General features: G+C 62.3%; 17 protein-coding genes. 4 read left to right on the forward strand and 13 right to left on the reverse strand.

Annotation, left to right across the window (positions count from 1 at the left end; all coding sequences use genetic code 11):
• Positions 1–172: 172 nt before the first annotated feature.
• Genes NA8A_RS11265 through NA8A_RS11275 form a run of 3 tightly spaced genes read right to left on the reverse strand, consistent with a single transcriptional unit; the run spans position 173 to position 4,100 of the window.
• On the reverse strand, positions 173–538 hold the full coding sequence (locus tag NA8A_RS11265) for a cupin domain-containing protein (RefSeq protein ID WP_009450401.1): 366 nt from the start codon (positions 536–538) through the stop codon (positions 173–175).
• A gap of 30 nt (positions 539–568) precedes the next feature.
• The gene (locus tag NA8A_RS11270) at positions 569–2,350 is read right to left on the reverse strand and encodes a thiamine pyrophosphate-binding protein (protein WP_009450402.1); all 1,782 of its coding nucleotides are present in this window, start codon (positions 2,348–2,350) and stop codon (positions 569–571) included.
• Between the two features lie 13 nt (positions 2,351–2,363).
• Positions 2,364–4,100 (reverse strand): FAD-dependent oxidoreductase, encoded by a 1,737-nt coding sequence (locus NA8A_RS11275; protein WP_009450403.1) that lies wholly within the window; start codon positions 4,098–4,100, stop codon positions 2,364–2,366.
• Between the two features lie 262 nt (positions 4,101–4,362).
• Between NA8A_RS11275 and NA8A_RS11280 the strand changes: the two genes are divergently transcribed.
• The 4 genes from NA8A_RS11280 (at position 4,363) to NA8A_RS11295 (ending at position 8,866) form a co-directional block, all read left to right on the forward strand.
• Positions 4,363–5,022: a GntR family transcriptional regulator gene (locus NA8A_RS11280; protein ID WP_009450405.1), complete on the forward strand. Its 660-nt coding sequence runs from the start codon at positions 4,363–4,365 to the stop codon at positions 5,020–5,022.
• Positions 5,023–5,073: 51 nt separating this feature from the next.
• Positions 5,074–6,480: an FAD-dependent tricarballylate dehydrogenase TcuA gene (gene tcuA, locus NA8A_RS11285; protein ID WP_009450406.1), complete on the forward strand. Its 1,407-nt coding sequence runs from the start codon at positions 5,074–5,076 to the stop codon at positions 6,478–6,480.
• Positions 6,470–7,564 carry a tricarballylate utilization 4Fe-4S protein TcuB gene (gene tcuB / locus NA8A_RS11290; RefSeq protein ID WP_009450407.1) on the forward strand — a complete coding sequence of 365 codons (1,095 nt, stop codon included), beginning with the start codon at positions 6,470–6,472 and terminating at the stop codon, positions 7,562–7,564. The genes tcuA and tcuB overlap by 11 nt, the downstream gene beginning before the upstream one ends.
• A 99-nt stretch (positions 7,565–7,663) precedes the next feature.
• Positions 7,664–8,866, forward strand: coding sequence for a YbfB/YjiJ family MFS transporter (locus NA8A_RS11295; protein ID WP_009450408.1), 1,203 nt, complete (start codon positions 7,664–7,666; stop codon positions 8,864–8,866).
• On the opposite strand, the gene NA8A_RS11300 is transcribed toward NA8A_RS11295, so the two are convergent.
• From NA8A_RS11300 to NA8A_RS11345, 10 genes are all read right to left on the reverse strand, one after another.
• On the reverse strand, positions 8,849–9,745 hold the full coding sequence (locus NA8A_RS11300) for a hydroxymethylglutaryl-CoA lyase (RefSeq protein ID WP_009450409.1): 897 nt from the start codon (positions 9,743–9,745) through the stop codon (positions 8,849–8,851). The two genes, NA8A_RS11295 and NA8A_RS11300, sit on opposite strands and share 18 nt — an antisense overlap.
• Positions 9,742–11,019, reverse strand: coding sequence for a hydroxymethylglutaryl-CoA reductase, degradative (locus NA8A_RS11305; RefSeq protein ID WP_081581946.1), 1,278 nt, complete (start codon positions 11,017–11,019; stop codon positions 9,742–9,744). The genes NA8A_RS11300 and NA8A_RS11305 overlap by 4 nt, the downstream gene beginning before the upstream one ends.
• Before the next feature lie 15 nt (positions 11,020–11,034).
• On the reverse strand, positions 11,035–12,348 hold the full coding sequence (locus tag NA8A_RS11310) for a TRAP transporter large permease (protein WP_009450411.1): 1,314 nt from the start codon (positions 12,346–12,348) through the stop codon (positions 11,035–11,037).
• A complete protein-coding gene (locus NA8A_RS11315; RefSeq protein ID WP_009450412.1) occupies positions 12,345–12,851 on the reverse strand; it encodes a TRAP transporter small permease subunit in 507 nt (168 codons plus the stop codon). The genes NA8A_RS11310 and NA8A_RS11315 overlap by 4 nt, the downstream gene beginning before the upstream one ends.
• Before the next feature lie 75 nt (positions 12,852–12,926).
• Positions 12,927–13,958 carry a TRAP transporter substrate-binding protein DctP gene (dctP, locus tag NA8A_RS11320; protein WP_040672445.1) on the reverse strand — a complete coding sequence of 344 codons (1,032 nt, stop codon included), beginning with the start codon at positions 13,956–13,958 and terminating at the stop codon, positions 12,927–12,929.
• 134 nt (positions 13,959–14,092) lie between these two features.
• The gene (locus NA8A_RS11325) at positions 14,093–15,133 is read right to left on the reverse strand and encodes a LacI family DNA-binding transcriptional regulator (RefSeq protein WP_009450414.1); all 1,041 of its coding nucleotides are present in this window, start codon (positions 15,131–15,133) and stop codon (positions 14,093–14,095) included.
• 172 nt (positions 15,134–15,305) lie between these two features.
• Positions 15,306–16,730 (reverse strand): neutral/alkaline non-lysosomal ceramidase N-terminal domain-containing protein, encoded by a 1,425-nt coding sequence (locus NA8A_RS11330; protein WP_009450415.1) that lies wholly within the window; start codon positions 16,728–16,730, stop codon positions 15,306–15,308.
• Positions 16,727–18,454, reverse strand: a complete 1,728-nt coding sequence (locus tag NA8A_RS11335) for an IlvD/Edd family dehydratase (protein ID WP_009450416.1) — start codon at positions 18,452–18,454, stop codon at positions 16,727–16,729. The genes NA8A_RS11330 and NA8A_RS11335 overlap by 4 nt, the downstream gene beginning before the upstream one ends.
• 66 nt (positions 18,455–18,520) lie before the next feature.
• Positions 18,521–19,513, reverse strand: coding sequence for an ABC transporter ATP-binding protein (locus tag NA8A_RS11340; RefSeq protein ID WP_009450417.1), 993 nt, complete (start codon positions 19,511–19,513; stop codon positions 18,521–18,523).
• Entirely contained in the window at positions 19,510–20,523 is a 1,014-nt protein-coding gene (locus NA8A_RS11345; protein ID WP_009450418.1) for an ABC transporter ATP-binding protein, read from the reverse strand. The genes NA8A_RS11340 and NA8A_RS11345 overlap by 4 nt, the downstream gene beginning before the upstream one ends.

Consider the following 20,523-nt stretch of genomic DNA (forward strand, 5'->3'; position numbering starts at 1 on the left):
TCCTCTTGTCCCGTCTCGTAAGCAAACGTCATTTCCAGATCTCCGGATGGTCATTCTCCGCTCACGCGGACAGACGCTCCCGTGGCGGCGCGCGGCCACCGCGAAAATGCCTGAAACTTGGAGCAAACCGGTGAGGTTCTGGCAGATGTCCCGCACCGGCGCTTCGATGCGATCAGTCGTCCGTGACCGGTGCCGACACCACAATGAAGGTCAGCTGCTCCAGCCCCGTATTCTCGATGCCATGCCAGGTGCCCGGAGCGATGAAGATCACGTCGTTCTTGCGCACGACGCGCTTTTCGCCATCCAGTTCCATCAGCCCCTCGCCATCGAGAATGTGATAGACCTGCTCCTGCACCTTGTGCACGTGCCGCTCCACATAGGCCATCGGCGCGTAGGTGGAGATGCGATAGTCGAGCTGCTGCGATCCCGTTGTGGAGGGATGGGCAAGCGCCTTGGAAAGTGCGCCGCCGAAATGCGCGGGAAACTGCTGCCACGGCTCTTCGGCAATGTTGCGGATGACGGATTTGCGTTCAGTCATGATCTTGTCCTTGAAAGCTGTTTGCAGGCGTCATTCGGGCTGCCAGGCAGCGCCGAAAGCCGGTTCCTTGGGCTGCAGCGGTGGCAGGGTCCATGAGCCGGTTGCAGGCGGGCGGATATTCGCATCGACATGCACATCGATCAGTGCCGGCCGACCGAGCTTGACGGCTTCTTCCAGCGTGGCAGCGAAATCCTCCGACCGGGTAACGGTGAAGCCGGCGACGCCGGAGGCCCGCGCCCAGGCCGCAAAGTCCGGGTTATAGGGTTCCGCGTTCGGCCCCTGATAAAAGGCCGTGCCGTATTCCCGGCCCTCGAAATAGCCATATTGAAGGTCGCGGATCGCGCCCCAGGCGAAGTTGTTCCACACCACCCAGACAACAGGAATGTTGTATTCAACCGCCGTGCACAGCACATGCGGCACCATGGTGAAGCCGCCATCGCCGCAGATCGACACGCACACACGATCAGGCGCTGCAAGCTTGGCGCCGAGGATCGCGCTCGGGCCGAAGCCCATGCCCGAATAGCCCCATGAGTTCAGCATGTTTTGCGGGCCGCGCGCTTTCCAGAACTGCATGAACCAGTTGTGATGGATACCGGCATCGAAGGACAGGATCGCGTCGTGCGGCAGCACTTTCTGGCAATCGGCAACGATGCGCTCCGGTCTGATCGGCGTCTGGTGAGCCGTGAAGCCGGGGGCCACGAAGGCCTCCCATTCCTGGCGCCAGCCCGCAATCTGCTCCAGCCAGTCCTGAAGGCGCGGAGTCTTCTGAATGCCGCGCGCATCGAGTTCCGCCAGAACCTGGCGAAGGAAGGTCCGGGCGTCGGCCAGCACGGCAAGATCAGGCGTATAGTTTCGGGTGAGTTCGGCGTGATCGAGATCCACGTGCACCAGACGCGTCTTCGGGAAATTCCACGAATAACCCGGTCGCCAGCTCGATGCTGAACGGTCGTCGAAACGCGCCCCGACGGCAAGAACGAAATCGGAATGACGCCCCGCCTGGTTCGCCTGGTAGGCACCGTTGCGTCCGATGAAGCCGAGAGACAACGGGTCTTCCATGTCGATCGTGCCCATGCCGTTCGGCGACGAGATCACCGGCACGCTGAGGCGCTGCGCAAGTTCCGTAAGTTCAGGACCGCCCTCCGAAAGGGCCATGCCGTGGCCGACGAAGAGTACGGGACGTTCGGCCGCGATGAGCCAGTCCACCGTCTGGCTGATGTCTTCGGGGCTGGCGCCCGGGCGCCTCGTGCCAAAGGCGCTTCCGGCAACTTCGGGCTCTAGTTCTGCCTCTTCCTGGAAGAGGTTGTAGGGTATGTCGAGATTTACGGGGCCGGGACGTCCCGTAGTCATCGTCGCGCAAGCCTGGCGGATCATCAGGGGAAGCATTTCGACGCGCGAAGGCTGGAAGCTGCGCTTCACGACCGGACGGATGACGGAATTGAAATCCGCCTGGTGATGCATTGTCAGTTCCTGGAACGGCGCCCGGTTGAACTGTTGCGTCGGCACGTTGGCGGTAATCGACAGAATGGCCGAGCTATCGGTCTGAGCCACGGCGAGACCCATGATCTGGTTGCAGGACCCCGGCCCCGTCGAGGTGAGCGTCGCCGCCACCTTGTGCGAAACGCGGAAATAGGCGTCCGCCATATGCACGGCTGTCTGCTCGTGCCGGGGTGAAATCATCTCCACCTCGTCGCGGACATCGTAGAGGCAATCGATGAGCCCGACGGTTCCGTGTCCGCAGACACCGAAGACGTAGGGTATCTTCTCGCGCACAAGCGCTTCGGCGATGTAGGTGCCGCCCTTCTGTTTCACCATCGTTTCCTCTCGTTCATTCTTGTGTTCCGACCTGCGCCTGACCAAAAGCCGCATGTTTTGCGACGCGCCAGCCAAAGGTCATGCCCTGCCCGATCTGGGCACCGGCTCCCGGATATTCGCCGGCAAAGCAGGACTGCATGTCGTTTCCAGCCACATAAAGGCCGGCAATCGCTTGTCCGTCCCCATCCAGAACCTCACCGTCGGCACTGGCTGCCAGTCCACGGCTGGTGCCGAGCGGCGTTGGCCAGAGCGCGACAGCGTAGAGGTCGCCTGTACCCACCGGGCCGAGACAGGGATTTGCAAAACCGCGCGAGGCGTCGCCATTGGAGCGCTGATACGCCGTTTCACCGCGCCCGAATTCAGTGTCCCTGCCAGCTCTCGCCATCTCGTTGAAATGCCGGACCGTCTCAGCCAGTGCGGGCGCGGGAACGTTGATTTCACCGGCAAGCGCAGCCAGATTCGCGCCATGCTTCAAATAGCCCGACTTGATATAGGCCTTGAGGCTCGGAGTACGGGGACGAATGACACCAAAGCCATAACGGCGAATGAAGTCGCGATCCGCGATCAGCCAGCAGGGTACCGCTGAGGCACCGTGAGCGTAAACGCCCCGGCAGAAATCATGATAGCTCATCGCTTCATTCGTGAAGCGCTTGCCCGCCTGATCGACGGCAATTGAACCCGGCTTTCCCCGGTCGAGCGCGATATGAGGGTAAACGGCAAGGCCGCCATCAGGCCGCGACCACAGTGAAGACGGGAACCACATCGCATTGTCGATGCCCGAAGCTCCAAGAACACCGCCGGCAGCGATACCGAGATCGATTGTCGTTCCCCGTGCGAAGGGGCTTGCCGGCGTGTACTGCGGTGTCGGCCTGGGTAATTCGGCACGGCGCTTTTCCGGGTCGGAGGGAAACCCGCCGCCGGCAAGCACAACTCCGCGCCTCGCCTTCAGAGCGAATGTGCGCCCGGCAAGTGTGCCGGAAACGCCGGTAACTTGCCCATCCTTCCCGGCGAGCGTGTCCACATGCGCGCTTTCATAAATCAGCCCGCCGCGCGAAACGATTCCATGGACGAGGCGCGCAATGAGCGCATTGCCCATGACAAGCCGTGTGCCGCGATGATGACGCAGGCGGTCCCGTGCATGGCGCAAGACCAGCCCTGCCCCTTCCAGAAGAGCGGAAGGCGAACGATCCGCACGGATTAGCCGTTGCGCTTCGGCACGGGTGACCATCATGCCGCCAAAAACAGTGAGCTCCCGAATGGGATCGGCAATCAGCGGGAACCAGTTTCCCAACTGCCGGCCATCGAAGGCCGCCGGCTCCAGCGGCCGCCCGCCGAGGGCCGCTCCGGGCAGATCGCTGCGATAGTCGGGAGCGCTCAGATAGGGCCGGAAAGCGACCCCTGCCCGCGCTTCGAGATCGGCCTGCATGGCGGGAGCTGCATCGAGAAAAGCTTCCCAGGGCGCACGCGGACCGATGTTACCGACGAGTGCTTCGAGATATTGTTCCGCCGCTTCCCGGTCCGGGCCGAAGCCGGCTGCATGCATCAGCGCATTGTCGGGCACCCAGACGGTTCCCGAAGACCGCGCCGACGTTCCGCCGAGAACCGGGGCAACTTCGAGCACCACCACTTTCAGGCCGTCGAGAATGGCCGTCAAAGCCGCTGTAAGACCAGCAGCACCTGAACCGAGCACGACGAGATCGGCTTCGCCCACACTGTCCAATGCGGGGCGTGTCCCGGGGTCAGCGAGCATACGCGCCTCTCCCCGGGCACAGAGCGCGCCTTGATGCCAGGCGCAGCGTTATCTCCTCGAATTTCCGCATAATTCCTTCGCTCCGGTCGCAATGACCGGGCATCTCCTCGTCTTGTCGGGCCTGTTTAATCGCAAAACCGACCGGCTGCCCAATACCGCTTTCTTTGGACGCCATAGGATCGAACTATACCCCTTCTACATCGCTTGACCGGGAAATGCATCCTAATGTATGCAAATGGATACATAAAACCGAGAGCGCGCGATGACAACTTCCGAACGGGATACTCCTCAGGGTGAACAGGCCTATCAGAGCCTGATCGACGCCATCGCGAAGGGAGAGCTTCCTCCCGGCACGCGTCTACGGGAAGTCGAGCTTTCCGAACGTCTCGGCCTGTCGCGCACCCCCGTTCGCGAAGCATTGCGCGCGCTGGAAGCTGACGGCATCGTCCACCACCAGCCTCGCCAGGGCGCGGTGGTGCGCCAGCTCGACCACGCCGAAGTGATGGAGCTCTACGAGATGCGGGCGGTGCTCGAAGGCACTGCCGCGCGCCTGGCCGCACGCATGGCCTCCGAAGTGGAATTGCGGGCCCTGACCGCGCTCAACGACGATTTTGCCTCTGCCAAGGACCCTGCCATTGCTGCGGGTATAAACCGGCGTTTCCACCGCGCTCTTTTCGGCGCCGCACGCAACCGTTTCCTGACCCGCGCCGTCGAAGGCCTTGAAAAGACCCTCCTCATCCTCGGCCCCACAACCATGCTGCTGGAGACCAGGGTCAAGGAAGCGGCCGCCGAACACACAGCCATCATCGAGGCGCTGCAAGCCCGAAACGGCCCTGAGGCCGAATTGCTGATGCGCAACCATATCGAGGCCGCGCAGCTGAGCCGTCTGCGACTGCGCGATACCGCCAGTCCCACGGCCTGACGGCTCGTTCACACAATGACAATGCCACGCAGCAGGAAGGAGAAGGTCCTTATGCGCAGCCCGACGCCCCCGCGGGGCAAACCCTGGGATGTCCTTGTGGTGGGAGGCGGCAATGCCGCGCTCTGCGCCGCCATCACCGCCGCCGAAGCCGGCTGTTCCGTCCTGATACTGGAAGGCGCGCCCAAGCCTTATCGCGGCGGAAACAGCCGCCACACGCGTAACTTCCGCTGCATGCATCGCGGCCCCATGTCCGTTTTGACCGACGCATATGAGGAAGAAGAATATTTCAACGACCTTCTTCTTGTGACCAAGGGAAAGACTGACGAGAAGCTCGCCCGCCTCGTCATCGGCACATCGGAGGAATGTCTGCCGTGGATGATCGCCCACGGTGTCCATTTCCAGCCTTCCCTCTCGGGCACTCTTTCTCTGTCGCGCACCAACGCCTTCTTCCTGGGTGGCGGGAAATCGCTGGTGAACGCCTATTACAACACTGCACAGGACCTTGGCGTCGCGGTCGTCTATGAGGCACAGGTGAAGCACATCCATCTCGATGGAGATCGTTTCACCCATGCGGATGTATCCATTGAGGGCGGCCCGGTCGAGCAGATCGCAGCCAACAGCGTCGTGCTGGCCTCGGGCGGCTTCCAGTCTGATATTGAATGGCTGACACGCGCCTGGGGGCCGGCGGCGGCCAATTTTCTCATTCGCGGCACGCCCTACAATCGCGGCGTCGTCCTGAAGGACATGATCGATCAGGGCTGCGAAAGCGTCGGTGATCCGACCCAGTGCCATTGCGTGGCCATCGATGGACGTGCACCGAAATATGACGGGGGCATCTGCACCCGCCTCGATTGCGTACCCTTTTCGGTGGTGGTCAACAAGAATGGCGACCGCTTCTACGACGAAGGCGAGGACACCTGGCCGAAGCGCTATGCCATCTGGGGCAGGCTTGTTGCCGCGCAGCCGGAGCAAGTCGGATTCTCGATCATCGATTCCAAGTCGATAGACCTTTTCATGCCATCCGTGTTTCCGCCCACGCAGGCTGATACGATGGAGGAACTGGCCGAAAAACTTGGCCTCGATCCCGCAAAGGTCGCCCGCACAGTCGCCGAATTCAACAACGCGTGCAGACCTGGAAATTTCCATCCGACCGAGCGCGACGGCATGGCCACCGAGGGCCTGGAGCCTCCGAAAACCAACTGGGCGCGCCCCATCGATAGACCACCCTTCTACGGTTATCAGCTCCGCCCTGGAGTGACCTTTACCTATCTCGGGCTAAAGGTCGACGAAACAGCCCGCGTGGAAGGGCCCGACGGACGGCTCGCCAATGTCTGGGCTGCCGGCGAAATCATGGCCGGCTCGATCCTCGGGCAAGGCTATCTCGCCGGCTTCGGCATGACCATCGGAACAGTATTCGGACGTATCGCAGGTAGGGAGGCCGCAGCACATGTCGCTTGATCAGCTTGATGCCAAGCCGCTTGGGCCGGCCATGGCCGAGGCCCATCGACAACTCGAGATATGCAATGCCTGCCGCTATTGCGAAGGCTTCTGCTCGGTTTTTCCCGCCATGATGCGGCAAAAGACCTTTGCCGAAGGCGATCTCAACCATATGGCAAATCTGTGCCACAACTGCCGGGGTTGTTATTACTCCTGCCAGTATACGCCGCCGCATGAGTTCGAACTGAATCTGCCCGCGATCCTCGCGGAAGTGCGCCAGGAAAGCTGGGAGAGCTATATCCGCCCACACGCCCTGTCGAAGGCCTTTCATGAGCATGGCTTTGCAATGGCCCTCGCAGCGGCAATCTTCATCGGCATCCTGTTCTGGGTCGCCTCGACCGCCGGCGCCGACCCTTCGGCCGGTTTCTACGCGCATCTAGCGCACAACCTCATGGTTGCGATCTTCGCACCGGCCTTTCTTGCGCCGCTTGCCATCATCGCTCTGGGTCTGCGCGACTACTGGCGCGACACAGGAGGTCGCTGGCCCTCCATCGCTGACCTGAAAAGCGCCTTCGGCTCGGTCGCCAAGATGAAAAACCTTTCCGGCGGCCATGGCGAAGGCTGCAACTTCGAGCGTGAGGACCGGTACACGAATGCACGGCGCTACGCTCATCAGGCCGTTCTGTGGGGCTTTCTGCTCTGCTTCCTGTCCACATCCAGCGCCACGCTCATGCATTATTTCATGAACTGGCCCGCACCCTACGGCCTGCTGACGCCACCGAAACTGTTTGGCCTTTCCGGCGGCGTGCTCCTCACGCTGGGCGCAATCGAGATGATCCGCCTCAAGCTCAAGGCAGATCCTGAATTGAGCGCAAAGCGTGTGTGGCGGGGCGAATTCGCATTCACCGCCCTGCTTGGCCTCACCGCTCTTTCAGGACTTCTGCTCTATATCGCGACGGGCACAGCCGCTGTGCGCCCTCTCCTCGCCTTCCATCTGGGTTGCGTGCTGACACTCTTCCTCATGATGCCCTATACAAAGATGGTACATGGCTTCTTCCGGCTGTCTGCGCTCATCATCGAAGCCCAGAAATCAGGCGGGAAATAAAGGCAACAACGGGCATCCCATGAATGAGCGCGCGGCACGGATAGCCATTGGCCGCATGACGGCCATGCCGGTTGCAGGCATGGCCGGGCAGGCCGCCCAATGAGTTCCGTGGATGGAAGCGCTGCAGAGCTCGAAAAAGGCAATGTTGCCGCCGTCATCTACGGGTGGAGCGCCATCTTCATCGGTGTCGGCCTCGGGCGTTTTGCCTTTACCCCGCTCATTCCAGTACTGATCGAAGCTGGCTGGTACGACCCGGCCCAGGCGAAGATGCTGGGCGCCTACGGCCTGGTCGGTTATCTCTGCGGTGGGGTCGTAACGCCCTTTCTTGCCCGGCAGATACCGGTGCGCAGCCTGGGCATAGCCTCCGCCCTGATTGTGCTGGCGAGCTTCATCTTCTGCATCTTTCCCATCGCCTATCCCTGGGCGGCGCTGTGGCGTTTCCTGGCCGGTGCTGCGGGGGCGATCCTGATGATCGCCTGCACCTCGGCGGCCAATGCACGCCTCGTCAGAGGTGGCCGCGCCATCTGGTCGGGCCTCCCCTTCGTGGGAGTTGGAAGCGGCGCCGTCATCGCAGCCATCCTGATGCCGCTCTTCGCAGACACGCCCGTCGAATGGCAGGGTCTCGCGATCACCGTCTTCTGCGTGCTTGCGGTCGCCATTCATCTGTGGACGGCGGCCCGGCTCGGAACCATGGAAACGCGCTCCCGCAAGCAGAGAGTGCCGCGCGCCGCACCCGGCCGCCACCGCGCGCTTCTTTGGGCATTGCTTGCCTATGGCTGCGATGGTTTCGGCATGACGCCGCATTCGGTCTATCTGGTAGATTACGCCACACGCGAAGTGGGACTTTCCAATGCCTCTGGCGCCCTCATCTGGGCAGGGTTCGGTGTCGGCGCGCTGCTTGGCCCCTTTCTGGCCATACGCATCGGGTCGCAACGCATTGGCTGGGCCTTTGCGTTCAAGGCCCTGGCCATCGCCCTTGTGGTGACGATCCACGATCCATGGCTCTTCACCCTGTCGAGTTTTTGCGTGGGGCTGGCCACACCCGGCATCGCCGTCATGCTGTCGGGCTTCATTCAGGCGGCAGGGGGGGCGGAGCGCCACATTCGGTATTGGGCGAATGCCACGACCACCTTCGCTTTCGCTCAAGCCATCGGCGGCCTTGCGGTTTCCCGTGTGAGCCAATTTGCCGACAGCTATCAGCCGGCATTCGCACTGGGCGCCGCTATCATGGCCTTCGGCTTTGTGGCAATCCTTTACGCTGGCAGGATTCTACGCGACAGCACTTCACAGGGAAGCGCCTAGCGCCTTGAACACCCGGCTCGACGGAGCGATCCCCAGACCGTCCCGGCAAAACCGTACTGCTTCGAGAAGCCCTGCCATCGCGATACCCGTGTCGAACCCCTGCTCCTCCAGCAGATAGACCACATCCTCCGTGGCGACATTGCCGGCAGCACCCGGCGCGAACGGACACCCCCCGAGCCCCCCGGCCGCCGCATCGAGGGTGCGCACGCCAAGCCGCACCGCTTCCCAGACATTGGCCACGCCCATCCCGTAGGTATCGTGGAAATGGGCGGCTATGCCCTCCATCGGAACATGGCGCGCAACCGCTTCCACCACTGCGGCAATGCGCACGGGAGTGGCCTTGCCGAGCGTCTCTCCAAGAGCGATCTCGCAGCATCCCATCCCGCGTAAAGCCTTTGCCACCGATGCGACCCGGTCGGGCTCGATCCGCCCGGCATAGGGGCAATCGGTAATTGTCGAGATATAGCCGCGCACGAACAGACCCTCGTCACGGGCCTGTGCCACGATAGGCGCGAAACGCTCGAGCGAGGCTGAGACGGTCGAGCCGATATTGCGTTCGGCAAAGGCATCGCTCGCTGCCGTAAAGACGGCGATTGCCCGCGCTCGGGCCTCCAGTGCCTGCTCCAACCCCCGCATATTGGCCACGAGAACCATGTCGCCGGGGCGGTCCCGCGAACCGGTGGCCTCCATCACCTGTGCCGTATCCGCCATGCGCGGCACACGCTGAGGTGAAACGAAGGCGCCGACCTCCATCCTTTGAATGCCGGCGCGCCGCAACATTCCGATCAGTTCGACGCGCGCCGCCGTTTCCACCGGCTCCCTGCGCGCCTGCAACCCGTCGCGCGGACCGACCTCGACGATCGAGACCCTTCCGCTCACTGTCCGCCCCGGATGCGCTTCAGAATATCCTCCGCAAGATCCTGACGCACCTTTCCGAGAACCTTCAATTCGCTCGCCACGAGATCGATCTCGTCCCCCACCGCACCGACCATCAGGGCGACATTCTGCGCATGCAGGGCCATGTGCCCCTTCTGAATACCGGTCGTGGCAAGCGCCCGCATGGCTGCGAAATTCTGCGCCAGACCAATGGCGACGATGACACGGGCAAGCGCATCGGCCGTCTGAACGCCAAGCAGCTTGAGATTGGCCTGTGCGGTAGGATGCACCTTCGTCGCCCCGCCGATCAGCCCCACCGCCATGGGCATCTCCAGGATGCCGACGAGATTGCCCTCGGCATCCTTTTCCCAGCGCGACATGGAGCGGTAACGACCGGTCCGCGCCGCAAAGGCGTGCGCCCCGGCCTCGATGGCGCGCGTATCGTTGCCGGTCGCCAGAACCACCGCGCTCACACCGTTCATGATGCCTTTGTTGTGTGTGGCTGCCCGATAGGGGTCAGCATCGGCAAAGCGATAGGCCGAAAGCATATCGTCGCGCACCTGCACGCCACCGATTTCACCAAGCGGCCACACCGCCCGGGCGCGCACGACACGCCGATCGGCAAGGTTGGTCAGGATGCGCAGCAGCGTTCGCGCGCCGGTCCATTCGGCAAGCTTCGGCGCCAGGGCTTCCGCCATGCTGTTGACTGCGTTCGCGCCCATCGCATCGCGCGTGTCGACGATGATGTGGACGATGGTCATCGACCCTTCATCCGTCTCGATCACGCGGACCTCCAGATCGCGGAACCCGCCGCCGAACTTTACCAGAAGCGGGTCGGTCTCATCGCAGATCGTTCGGATTTCCTCGAACCGCTCATAGACCTTGAGACGCACATTCTCCGGATCGCTGACGCCCAGCAGCTGAATCTGCGCCGCCATGACCGGCCCGCTGCCGGAGGTGAAGAAGCCGCCGGTTCCGCGGCAGCGCTTGGCCGCGTTGCAGACTGCCGCGACCACCGAGGATTCCTCCGTTGCCATCGGCACCAGCACCTCGCGTCCGTCGACGATCATGTTGGTGGCAACGCCCACGGGAATGGCCATAGCGGAGATCGCGTTCTCCACAAGCCGGTCCGCAAGTTCGATCTGGCCTTCGGCGGCCGCCGAAAGACTGTCGATCGCCTCGTTACCGAGACCAGCCTGGCGCGCCACGGCTTGCAGCCGTGCTGCCGGCGTCATCTTGTGGAGACCTTCTATACGGGACGATTGGACGTCGCTCATCATGTGACCTGTTTTCTACTGGATCATGGATTTGGGAAGCCAGAGCACAAGCTCCGGGAACAGCGCACAGATCAGGATGCCGAGCGCCTGAAGAAGCATGAAGGGAATGATGGCCCGATAGACCGTACCCATGCCTATGCCGGCTGGCAGAACGCCCTTCATGTAGAACAGCGTGTAGCCGAAGGGCGGCGAGATATAGGCCATCTGCGCCGAGACGAGGAACAGAATGCCGAACCACAGCCGGTCGAAGCCGAGAAAATCGATCACCGGCAGAAACACCGGCACACACAGAAGAATGATGCCGATCTCATCGAGAAACATGCCGAGGAAGAAAAGGATCATCAGCATCACCGCAAGCACGACCCAGCGATTGGCTTCCAGGTCCTGGATGAAACCGAGGAGGAAATCCGCCCCGCCCGTTCCTGTGAAGATCGCCACGAAGGCGCGCGCACCGATGGTGATCCACAGGATCATGGTCGTGACCTTCACCACATCCGTGCCAACCCCGCGCAGGAGCTCCCAGCCGAGACGCTTTTCGATCAGTGCCGAGATGAAGGCGAGAGCAACACCGACGGCCGCCGCTTCGGTCGGTGTGGCAATGCCCATATAAATGGTCCCAAGCACGCCAACGATGATGAGCATCGGCAGGATCAGGGATTTGAGCGCGCTAAGGCGCATCGCCCAGGTGATGTCGCCTTCATCGGCCGGGCGCGGCGCAATCGACGGGTTGAGCGCGGCCCGCAACACGATGTACCCGATATAGAGCGAGGCAAGCAGCAGGCCCGGTACCACGCCGGCAATGAACATCTGCCCGATGGAGGCCTGTGCGGTAACCGCATAGACGATGGTGATGACCGATGGCGGAATGAGAATGCCGAGCGTGCCGCCCGCGCAGATCGTACCGATCGCGAGTTCGGGCTGGTAATTACGCTTGAGCATGGATGGCAAGGCCAGCATGCCCATGGCAGCCACGGCGGCCCCCACAATGCCGGTCATGGCGGCAATGATGGTGCAGATGGCGATGGTGCCGACCGCCAGCCCTCCCGGCAAGCGTCGCGACCAGAGTTCCATCGCCCGGTAAAGGCTCTCGATAACGCCTGAGCGCTGCAAGACGCTCGCCATCATCACATAGAGCGGAATGGCGAGAAGGGATTCTGAACGCATCGTGTCGAAGAGGTTCAGCACGGTGACGGCAAGTGCGGCCGGCCCCCACAGCGTCACTGTGAAGAGCAACGCCAGCGAGCCGAGCGTGAAGGCCAGCGGCACACCTGTCAGAAGCAGGCCGACAAGGCTTGCAAACATGATGACGAGGACGAATTCGGATGTCATGACCGAGCCCCCTCCTCGCCCGACGGAGCAAGAATTGTCATGGCCGCCTCAGCCAAAGCCTGCAGAAACAGCATGGCGAAGGAAAAGGGCACTATGAACTTCAGCCACCAGATCGGCGGGTTCCAGGCCGAAAAGCTCGTTTCGCCGAGCGCATAGGCATTCACCGCCAGTGGCCAGCTCACCACGGCGAAGACACCCGCAAAGACAGCGATCACGAGACAGGCGAAAACATCGAGCGCGCGACGGGTCGGCCCCTGCGCCTTCTCGCTGAAGATATCCACGGCCACATGGCCGCGCAGATGCAGAAGATAGGGACCGGCAAGCAGGAAATGCGGCCCGAAGACAAGCGTGCTTGCTTCCATCGCCCACACGGTTGGCGCATCGAAGGCATAGCGGGCGACCACTTCATAAAGAAGCATCGGCACGACCGCGAAGATGATCGCGGCAGCAAGAATGAACAGAAGCCGGTTGATCCCGGTGATTGTGGCGCAGACTGCTTGCATGAAACTGCCATCTGGCCGCACGGCGCGGCCTGGAGAAAGGACGGGCGGCGCAGACGCCGCCCGATGAATATTCAGCTAGATGAGGCCAAGCGACTGCATGAACGCGACCTGGCTGTCGACGATCTTGGTTGCCAGCGGGTCGCCCTTGGTCGCCTTCTTCCAGGATTCGACCGCCTTGCCACGAGCCGCCGAGATGTCGGCTGGATCGAGCTGGAGCACCTCGACACCCTTCTCGCGATACTTGTCCAGAATCTCGGTATTCTGCACGATGATGCGCTGGCGCAACGAACCGGAAATCTCCCGCGCCGCCACTGCGAGCGCCGCCTTGAAACTGTCCGGCAGCGCGCCAAAGGCAGCGGTGTTGGCCACATAGCTCGTGGCCGTCGTCGGCTGATGCACGCCTGGCAGAATGATGAACTTTGCCACTTCTGCAAGACCCGCCTCGTAGTTGGCGGTCAGGTCGCCACGGTCAGCAAAGTCGATCAGGCCTTTTTCGAGGCCGGAATAAACCTCCGCCGTCGCCATTGGCGTGACGGCCACGCCGAGATCGCCCATCACCGCCGAAGCAAGCCCCACGAAACGGCCCTTCTTGCCAGCCATGTCGGCGATGCTCTCGATCTTGACGGTCGAATGCATCGGCTCTTCGCCATAAACCGTCGGCGCGATATAGGTCAGGCCTGCCTTGGCATAGGCTTCTCGCGCCATATCGAGCCCGCCGAGTTCGTAGAACCACGCCTCATACTGATCGGGGTCCGGAAAGCCGAAGGGAATGGTCGATGTGAAGGCGAAAGATGGAATCTTGCCTGCCTCATACCCGTCGAAGGTCTTCATCATCTGGAATGCGCCGCTGCGGACTGCATCGAAGGCCTGCGCCGCCGGCACGAGCTGTCCCGCCGAGAAGAGCTTGATATCGAATTTGCCATCGGTCAGTTCGGCAACGCGGGCCACGAAGTTCTTTTCAAACTCGTATGGGGTGGTGCCCCCGTCCCAGAGCGCCTGCATGCGCCAGGACACTGTTTCCTGCGCGCGGGCCACGGCAGGCATCGCCAATGCTACGCCTCCCAACGCCGAAGCAGTCAGAATCCGGCGTCGTCTCAAATCAGTCATTGCTTCCTCCCAAGACAGCAAAGTTATCGATCGTCGCAAAGTGTCCTAAAATGAATTGGGACAATCAAGGGACAGTTAGACAGGAAATGAGAATGACTGTCCCAATGATTTCTGTGGGACACCTGCCCTCTCGATCAGCCGATGGAGCCGCCTTCGACAATGCTGACGGGCATCAGGAGATGATGCGCCTCGCCCCCTTCCCCACCGATCAGGCCGATCAGTATCTTGCTGATTTCCTGACCGATTTCATAAGCGGGCGAGGCAATGCTGCACAGGGTTGGTTTGGAGAACTTCTGAAACAGGAACGCATTGTACCCGGTTACCATCAGGTCGCCAGGAACGGAGAGCCCGCACCGCTCCGCGGCTTGCATCGCCGCGAGGCCGAGCTGATCGTTGCCGCCCATCACCGCATCGGTGTTCGGGTGGCTCCGCAACCACGATTCGATCTGGCCGATGGAAGCTTCGAAATCGTCTTCGCTGCAGGACAGATAGTCGATAAGCGCGCGCTTTCCTGCTGCCGCCGCCGCAGCGGTTGCACGTCGCTCCATGGCCGGCCAGACCTGGCGGGAAGCCGCGAACAGAATACGCTTGGCTCCCTTGTCGAGCAGGCGCCCGACAAGCATCCCCGCTCCGGCACCATCGTCCTGGCAGACGGAAGAGACTTCAGGCAAATCGGGTGGAGGCTCGTCCTGGATGATGACCATCGGAAGGTTCAGCTGCGCGAGCTTTCTGTAGACCTGCACCCTCTGTTCGCGCTCACCCGAAACCATAACTGCAAATCCGTCATAGCCGAAGCTGCGCTCCATGAGCGTGTCGAGAGCTTCCGGGCTGCGCAGCCCATTCACCATGAGGCTGTAGCCGATAGTGGCAAGATAGTTGCTCATCCCGGCGGCGACCTGGGTGATGTAGGGATCATCGAGAAAGCGCCGGTCGGGGTGCAGCACCGTCAGGCCGAGCGCGAATTCCTTTTGCAGCCTCAAGCTGCGGCCGCTGCGCTGCGGCCGATAGTTGAGTTCGCGAATTGCCTCGCGCACCCGCGCGGCCACCTCGTCGCCAACACGCGCCATGCGCCCGTTGATGACATTGGACACCGTCATCACAGAGACATTGGCAAGCTTTGCCACGTCCTTGAGGCTCGGCTTTGGCGACCGCCCCACGGCGGACTTCTTGGCCATATCGCGTTCGACCCAACTGCCGCCCCGTCACAGGGGCCCTTCAACCTGCTTACATTGATATACGCCGAATTGCGGTTGGGCGGGCCTGGAGACTGTGGACAACCGGAGGCTTGTGCACCCGGAAATGCGGTTATCCGCTCTCCCGGATGCATCCTTCAGCACTTCAGCGTTTTCAAGCGGTGTGAAGTGACTTCACCAGCTCGATGGCGGACTGCCGAAAAACGGCTTCGGCATCCTTCGAAACATAGCAGGCGAGCTCCACCTCATAGCCGCCCTCGGCATAGCACTCGGCCGGCGGCAGATAGCCCTCGGTTCCGTTTGTGTAGCCTCCGACAAAGGTCATCGCGAAGGGTGAGGCCTCGCGGATGGCGAGCCCCGTTGCCGAAAATATCTCCATCGGCGCCGACACCAGCACCGCATCGCCGACGCGCAGGGCGCGTATCGGGATAGGCACCGTCGAAACGCCCTGCACGCGCCGGGCCATGACGAGCATGATATCGGCGCGCCGTGCCCGGAAATGGACATCGGCAAGCGTTTCATGATCCGCGCCATCGTTCTTCAACGCGTGGAGTTCCGCCCTGGTCGCAGCCGCGCGTTCTTCCAGAACGTCGATGGCCTCGAACGGTTTGACGGGCAATTCGGCAACCGCTTCCGCCACGCGAACCGTTGCAGGAGTGTCGGCAAGCACAGTCTTCTTCTGAACGCCGAGCGGAGCTCCCGATTCCACCACATGGCTGTAGTCCATGCGGTAGTTCATGGGAGACATCGCGGTAAGCGTGGCGGCTGCATCCGCCGCGATCCGGTTGCCGATCCGCTCGGCGAGCCGCACATCGCCGCTCAGGGCCTCGAACGGGATTTGATCACCCGCACTGCCCTGCAGGAACAGACAGATACCGCCGACGAGCTTCTCGACACCCTCTTTCAGAGCTCCCGGAAACTCCGCGCTGATCGCCGTATTCTGGTGAGCGAGCACGATTGGATGCGTGCCGTAGCCCACCACGCTTGCGATCGTATTGCCGTCGAGATCGTCGAAACGCAGGAGCGCTATCGTGGTGTCGCGCAACCCGCCCTGATGCGGGCTGACCACCATCCGTCCCTCCGGCGTGGAGAAACGCCGGTTCAGCGTGACCTCGCTTGCGCCATAACCGGAGGCGATGCGCGCCGGCTGCAGGCTTTCCACCGCCATGCGGCAAGCCGAAAGAACGGCCTGCCGGCATTTTTCGCGCCATGCCGGCATCAGGTTCATGCCAGGCATGTCCGGCGACAGACCGTTTGTCGTCTCCGCATTCCAGACCGGCGCGCTGTGCGTGTGCGTGGCCCCTATCGAAACATGGTCCGCCGGAACGCCCGTTTCCCGCTCGATTTCAGCGCGCATCTCATCGCAGACATTCGTCGGCAATCCCGTCAGATCGAGATCGCAGACCAGAAGTCTGGTTCCATCATTTTCAAGGCAAAGCGCTGTCGCACGCAGCGGCAGGTGAATGCTTTCGGCAAGATCGACGGTGCGCGCACCCCAAAGGATATGGGGAATACCCACCGGCGGCGTCATGTCTGCGCGCCCCGCTCCGCATTTCAACAAGGTCGTCTCCTTCATCATACGTAATCCCTTGCCACGGCGGCCCCGCGCCGGCCCTTGAGAAGCTCGAAATCGCACCCTTCATCGGCCTGCAAAATCTGATCGGAAAACATCCGCTCGAACCCGCTGGCCGGCGGCACGGGCGGCATCCAGTTCGCCTTGCGGCGCGCGAGTTCCTCGTCGGGCACCTCAAGCACGATGGAATTCGCGGATGCATCGACGGAAATCATGTCACCGTTTTCCACCAGCGCGAGCGGCCCGCCGATTGCCGCCTCCGGTGAAACATGCAGGATGACCGTGCCATAGGCCGTGCCGCTCATTCGCGCGTCGGAAATGCGCACCATGTCGGTCACACCCTTCTGGAGCAGCTTGCGCGGCAGCCCCATATTGCCCACCTCCGGCATGCCCGGATAACCACGCGGTCCGCAATTCTTCAGAACCAGAACACTGGCTTCGTCGACCTCCAGGTCGGGATCGTCGATCCTCGCGTGATAATCGTCGATATCCTCGAAAACGACAGCAGCGCCGCGGTGCGTCATCAGCGACGCCGTTGCAGCAGAAGGCTTCATGATCGCCCCGTTCGGCGCCAGATTGCCGCGCAGCACCACGATTCCCCCATCCTCGGTAAGCGGATTGGACATGGGCCGGATGACCTCGTCGTTGAGAACCCGGATCGCGCCATTGTTCTCGGCAATGGTCCGGCCGTTCACCGTGAGGCAATCCCCGTGAAGACGCCCGGCATCGAGAAGCCTCCTGAGCACCGCCTGCATCCCCCCGGCATTGAAGAAGTCTTCCATGAGGAAACGCCCCGAAGGCATGAGGTCGACGATGGTCGGGATGTTGCGGCCGATGCGGTTCCAGTCATCGAGCAAGAACGGCACCTCGACCCGGCCCGCCAACGCCTGCAGGTGAATGACCGCATTGGTCGAGCCACCGATCGCCGCATTGGCGCAGATCGCATTCTGGAACGCCTCACGCGTCAGGATGCGCGACATGCACAGATCCTGATGGACCATCTCGACGATGCGCCTGCCGCTCATGAACGCCAGCACGCGCCGCCGCGCATCCACGGAAGGAATGGCCGCATTGCCAGGAAGCGTGATCCCCATTGCTTCCGAGAGACAGGCCATGGTGGAGGCCGTGCCCATCGTGTTGCAGGTTCCCGGCGACCGGCTCATGGCGGCTTCCGCCGCCGAAAACTGTTCCGGTGAGATCGTTCCGGCCCGCATTTCCTCACTGAGCCGCCAGACATCCGTGCCAGAACCCAGAACCTCCCCGTTGAAGCTGCCGCTCAGCATCGGTCCGGCCGAAACGAGGAGCGCCGGCAGATTGCAGCTCGCCGCCCCCATGAGCAGGGCCGGCGTGGTCTTGTCGCAGCCTGCCAGAAGCACCACCCCGTCGATGGGGTTGGCGCGAATGCTCTCCTCCACCTCGATGGCCGCAAGATTGCGGAACATCATGGCGGTCGGACGCATGTTCGATTCACCCAGCGACATCACAGGAAACTCGACGGGAAAACCGCCCGCCTCGAAGATGCCGCGCCGCACATGTTCGGCCAGGTCGCGAAGCTGGCCGTTGCAGGGCGTCAGTTCCGACCATGAATTGCAGATGCCGATGACGGGCCGGCCGTCGAACAGATGCGGAGGGAACCCCTGGTTCTTCATCCAGCTCCGGTGAATGAAGGCTCCCTTTTCATGCCCTCCGAACCATTCGGTGGAACGCAACGGGTCTTTTTTCCTGGTCATTTCGTTTCTCGCAAGACTGGCGCAATGGCCCTGATGTTCTTCCGTTCCTGAAACCCGGGGCTGCTGTCAGGCCGCCACGGCCTGCAGCTCCTCGGCAAAATGGCAAGCCACCTGATGGCGCTCGCCCAACCCCCTGAGTGCCGGCGGCTCTTTTCGGCAGACATCGCGCGCGAAGGGGCAGCGTTGGCTGAAGCGACATCCCGGAGGCGGGTTGAGGGCGCTGGACACCTCCCCGCCCAGGCGCGCACGCTTGCCCCGAAGGCGCGGATGGGCAACCGGAATCGCCGCCAGCAGCGCCTGCGTATAGGGATGACGCGGAGACGCGTAGAGGGCATCTTTTCCGGCGATCTCCACCACCTCGCCCAGATACATCACCGCAACGCGGTCCGAGATATGCCGCACCACAGAAAGGTCATGTGCGATGAACAGGTAGGAGAGGTTGAATTCCTCCTGCAGGTCCTGCAACAGATTGATGACCTGAGCCTGGACCGAAACATCCAGCGCCGAGACCGCCTCGTCACAGACAATGAAGCGCGGATCGGCTGCCAGGGCGCGCGCGATACCGATGCGCTGACGCTGCCCGCCCGAAAATTCATGCGGATAGCGCGTGATATGCGCAGCGTTGAGCCCCACCCGGTCGAGCAGCATGCGTGCCCGGTCGCGCATGTCCCGACGTGTCATCCCACCCTGCACATAGAGCGGTTCGGTCACGATATCCTCAACCGTCATCCGTGGATTGAGGGAACTGAACGGGTCCTGGAAGACGATCTGGATCGACTTGCGGACGGCCTTGAGTTCACGGGCGTCGAGCTTCAAAAGGTCACGCCCCTGGAAAAGGACCTCCCCCCTGTCCGGCTCGATGAGGCGCAGAAGCAGCCGCCCTGTCGTGGATTTGCCGCAACCGGATTCTCCGACCAGACCGAGCGTCTCGCCCTCGCCGATATCGAAACTCACCCGGTTGACCGCCTGCACCGTGCCGACGGTCGTACCCCTGAAGGGGCTCCGGATGGTGAAATGCTTGGAAAGGTCCCGAACGGATAAAAGCGGTGTTTTGCTCATACCTCGGCTCCCTCTGGTTGCGCCGCCGAGGCGACGAGTTCATCCGCCCGGATACAGGCCGAGGCGTGATTTTGTCCCACACCAATCATCGGGGGCCTGCCCGCCTCGCAGGCCGGCTGCGCAAGACCGCAGCGCGGCGCAAAGCGACATCCGGGCGGCAGCGCGCTCAGGCTCGGCAGCGCACCCGGTATGGTGGTGAGCCTGCGGGGATTGCCGGTCAGTTCCGGCGTGCACTGCATGAGGCCCTTCGTGTAGGGGTGCCCCGGGCGGTCGAATATGTCCGTCACCGGCCCCTGCTCCGCGATGCGGCCGGAATACATGACGACCACCTTGTCGGCGCATTCGGCGATCACCCCCATGCTGTGGGTGATCAGCACGATCGCCATCTTGGTTTCGGCCTGGATTTCCAGAAGCAGGTCGAGAAGCTGGGCCTGAATGGTAACATCCAGCGCCGTGGTGGGCTCATCGGCAAGAAGCAGCTTGGGAGAGCACGACAGGGCAATGGCGATCATGACGCGCTGCCGCATGCCGCCCGAAAGCTGGTGCGGATAATCGTTCATGCGTTGCACAGGCGACGGGATGCCGACCTTGGTCAGAAGTTCCACCCCCCGGTCGAAGGCCGCGCGATAGCTGATGCGCTCGTGAATACGGATCGGCTCGATGAGTTGATCGCCGATCTTCAGAACCGGGTTCAGCGAACTCATCGGCTCCTGAAAGATCATGCCGATGGAGCCGCCACGCAACCGCCGCATCTCCCGGTCGGAAGCCCGTGCAAGGTTGCGGCCATCGAACATGATGCGCTCGGCCGTAACCTGCGACGTGCTCTTCGGCAGAAGCCCCATGATGGCAAGGGCCGTGACGCTCTTCCCGGAGCCACTCTCGCCGATAAGGCCGACAATCTCGCCCTCGTTCACGTCGAAGCTGACGTCATCGACCGCCACCACCGTGCCTTCGTCGCCCGTAAAGGTCGTGCGCAGCCCCTCGACGCGCAGAATTGGCTCTTTTTGCAT

This window comes from Nitratireductor indicus C115 (genome assembly GCF_000300515.1).
Classification (GTDB): domain Bacteria; phylum Pseudomonadota; class Alphaproteobacteria; order Rhizobiales; family Rhizobiaceae; genus Nitratireductor; species Nitratireductor indicus.

Bases quoted from the DNA above. Each gene is read 5' to 3' on its own strand.
- NA8A_RS11265 (WP_009450401.1), bottom strand. From the start codon at position 538: ATGACTGAACGCAAATCCGTCATCCGCAACATTGCCGAAGAGCCGTGG.
- NA8A_RS11270 (WP_009450402.1), bottom strand. From the start codon at position 2,350: ATGGTGAAACAGAAGGGCGGCACCTACATCGCCGAAGCGCTTGTGCGC.
- NA8A_RS11275 (WP_009450403.1), bottom strand. From the start codon at position 4,100: ATGCTCGCTGACCCCGGGACACGCCCCGCATTGGACAGTGTGGGCGAA.
- NA8A_RS11280 (WP_009450405.1), top strand. From the start codon at position 4,363: ATGACAACTTCCGAACGGGATACTCCTCAGGGTGAACAGGCCTATCAG.
- tcuA (WP_009450406.1), top strand. From the start codon at position 5,074: ATGCGCAGCCCGACGCCCCCGCGGGGCAAACCCTGGGATGTCCTTGTG.
- tcuB (WP_009450407.1), top strand. From the start codon at position 6,470: ATGTCGCTTGATCAGCTTGATGCCAAGCCGCTTGGGCCGGCCATGGCC.
- NA8A_RS11295 (WP_009450408.1), top strand. From the start codon at position 7,664: ATGAGTTCCGTGGATGGAAGCGCTGCAGAGCTCGAAAAAGGCAATGTT.
- NA8A_RS11305 (WP_081581946.1), bottom strand. From the start codon at position 11,019: ATGAGCGACGTCCAATCGTCCCGTATAGAAGGTCTCCACAAGATGACG.
- NA8A_RS11310 (WP_009450411.1), bottom strand. From the start codon at position 12,348: ATGACATCCGAATTCGTCCTCGTCATCATGTTTGCAAGCCTTGTCGGC.
- NA8A_RS11315 (WP_009450412.1), bottom strand. From the start codon at position 12,851: ATGCAAGCAGTCTGCGCCACAATCACCGGGATCAACCGGCTTCTGTTC.
- dctP (WP_040672445.1), bottom strand. From the start codon at position 13,958: ATGACTGATTTGAGACGACGCCGGATTCTGACTGCTTCGGCGTTGGGA.
- NA8A_RS11325 (WP_009450414.1), bottom strand. From the start codon at position 15,133: ATGGCCAAGAAGTCCGCCGTGGGGCGGTCGCCAAAGCCGAGCCTCAAG.
- NA8A_RS11330 (WP_009450415.1), bottom strand. From the start codon at position 16,730: ATGATGAAGGAGACGACCTTGTTGAAATGCGGAGCGGGGCGCGCAGAC.
- NA8A_RS11335 (WP_009450416.1), bottom strand. From the start codon at position 18,454: ATGACCAGGAAAAAAGACCCGTTGCGTTCCACCGAATGGTTCGGAGGG.
- NA8A_RS11340 (WP_009450417.1), bottom strand. From the start codon at position 19,513: ATGAGCAAAACACCGCTTTTATCCGTTCGGGACCTTTCCAAGCATTTC.
- NA8A_RS11345 (WP_009450418.1), bottom strand. From the start codon at position 20,523: ATGCAAAAAGAGCCAATTCTGCGCGTCGAGGGGCTGCGCACGACCTTT.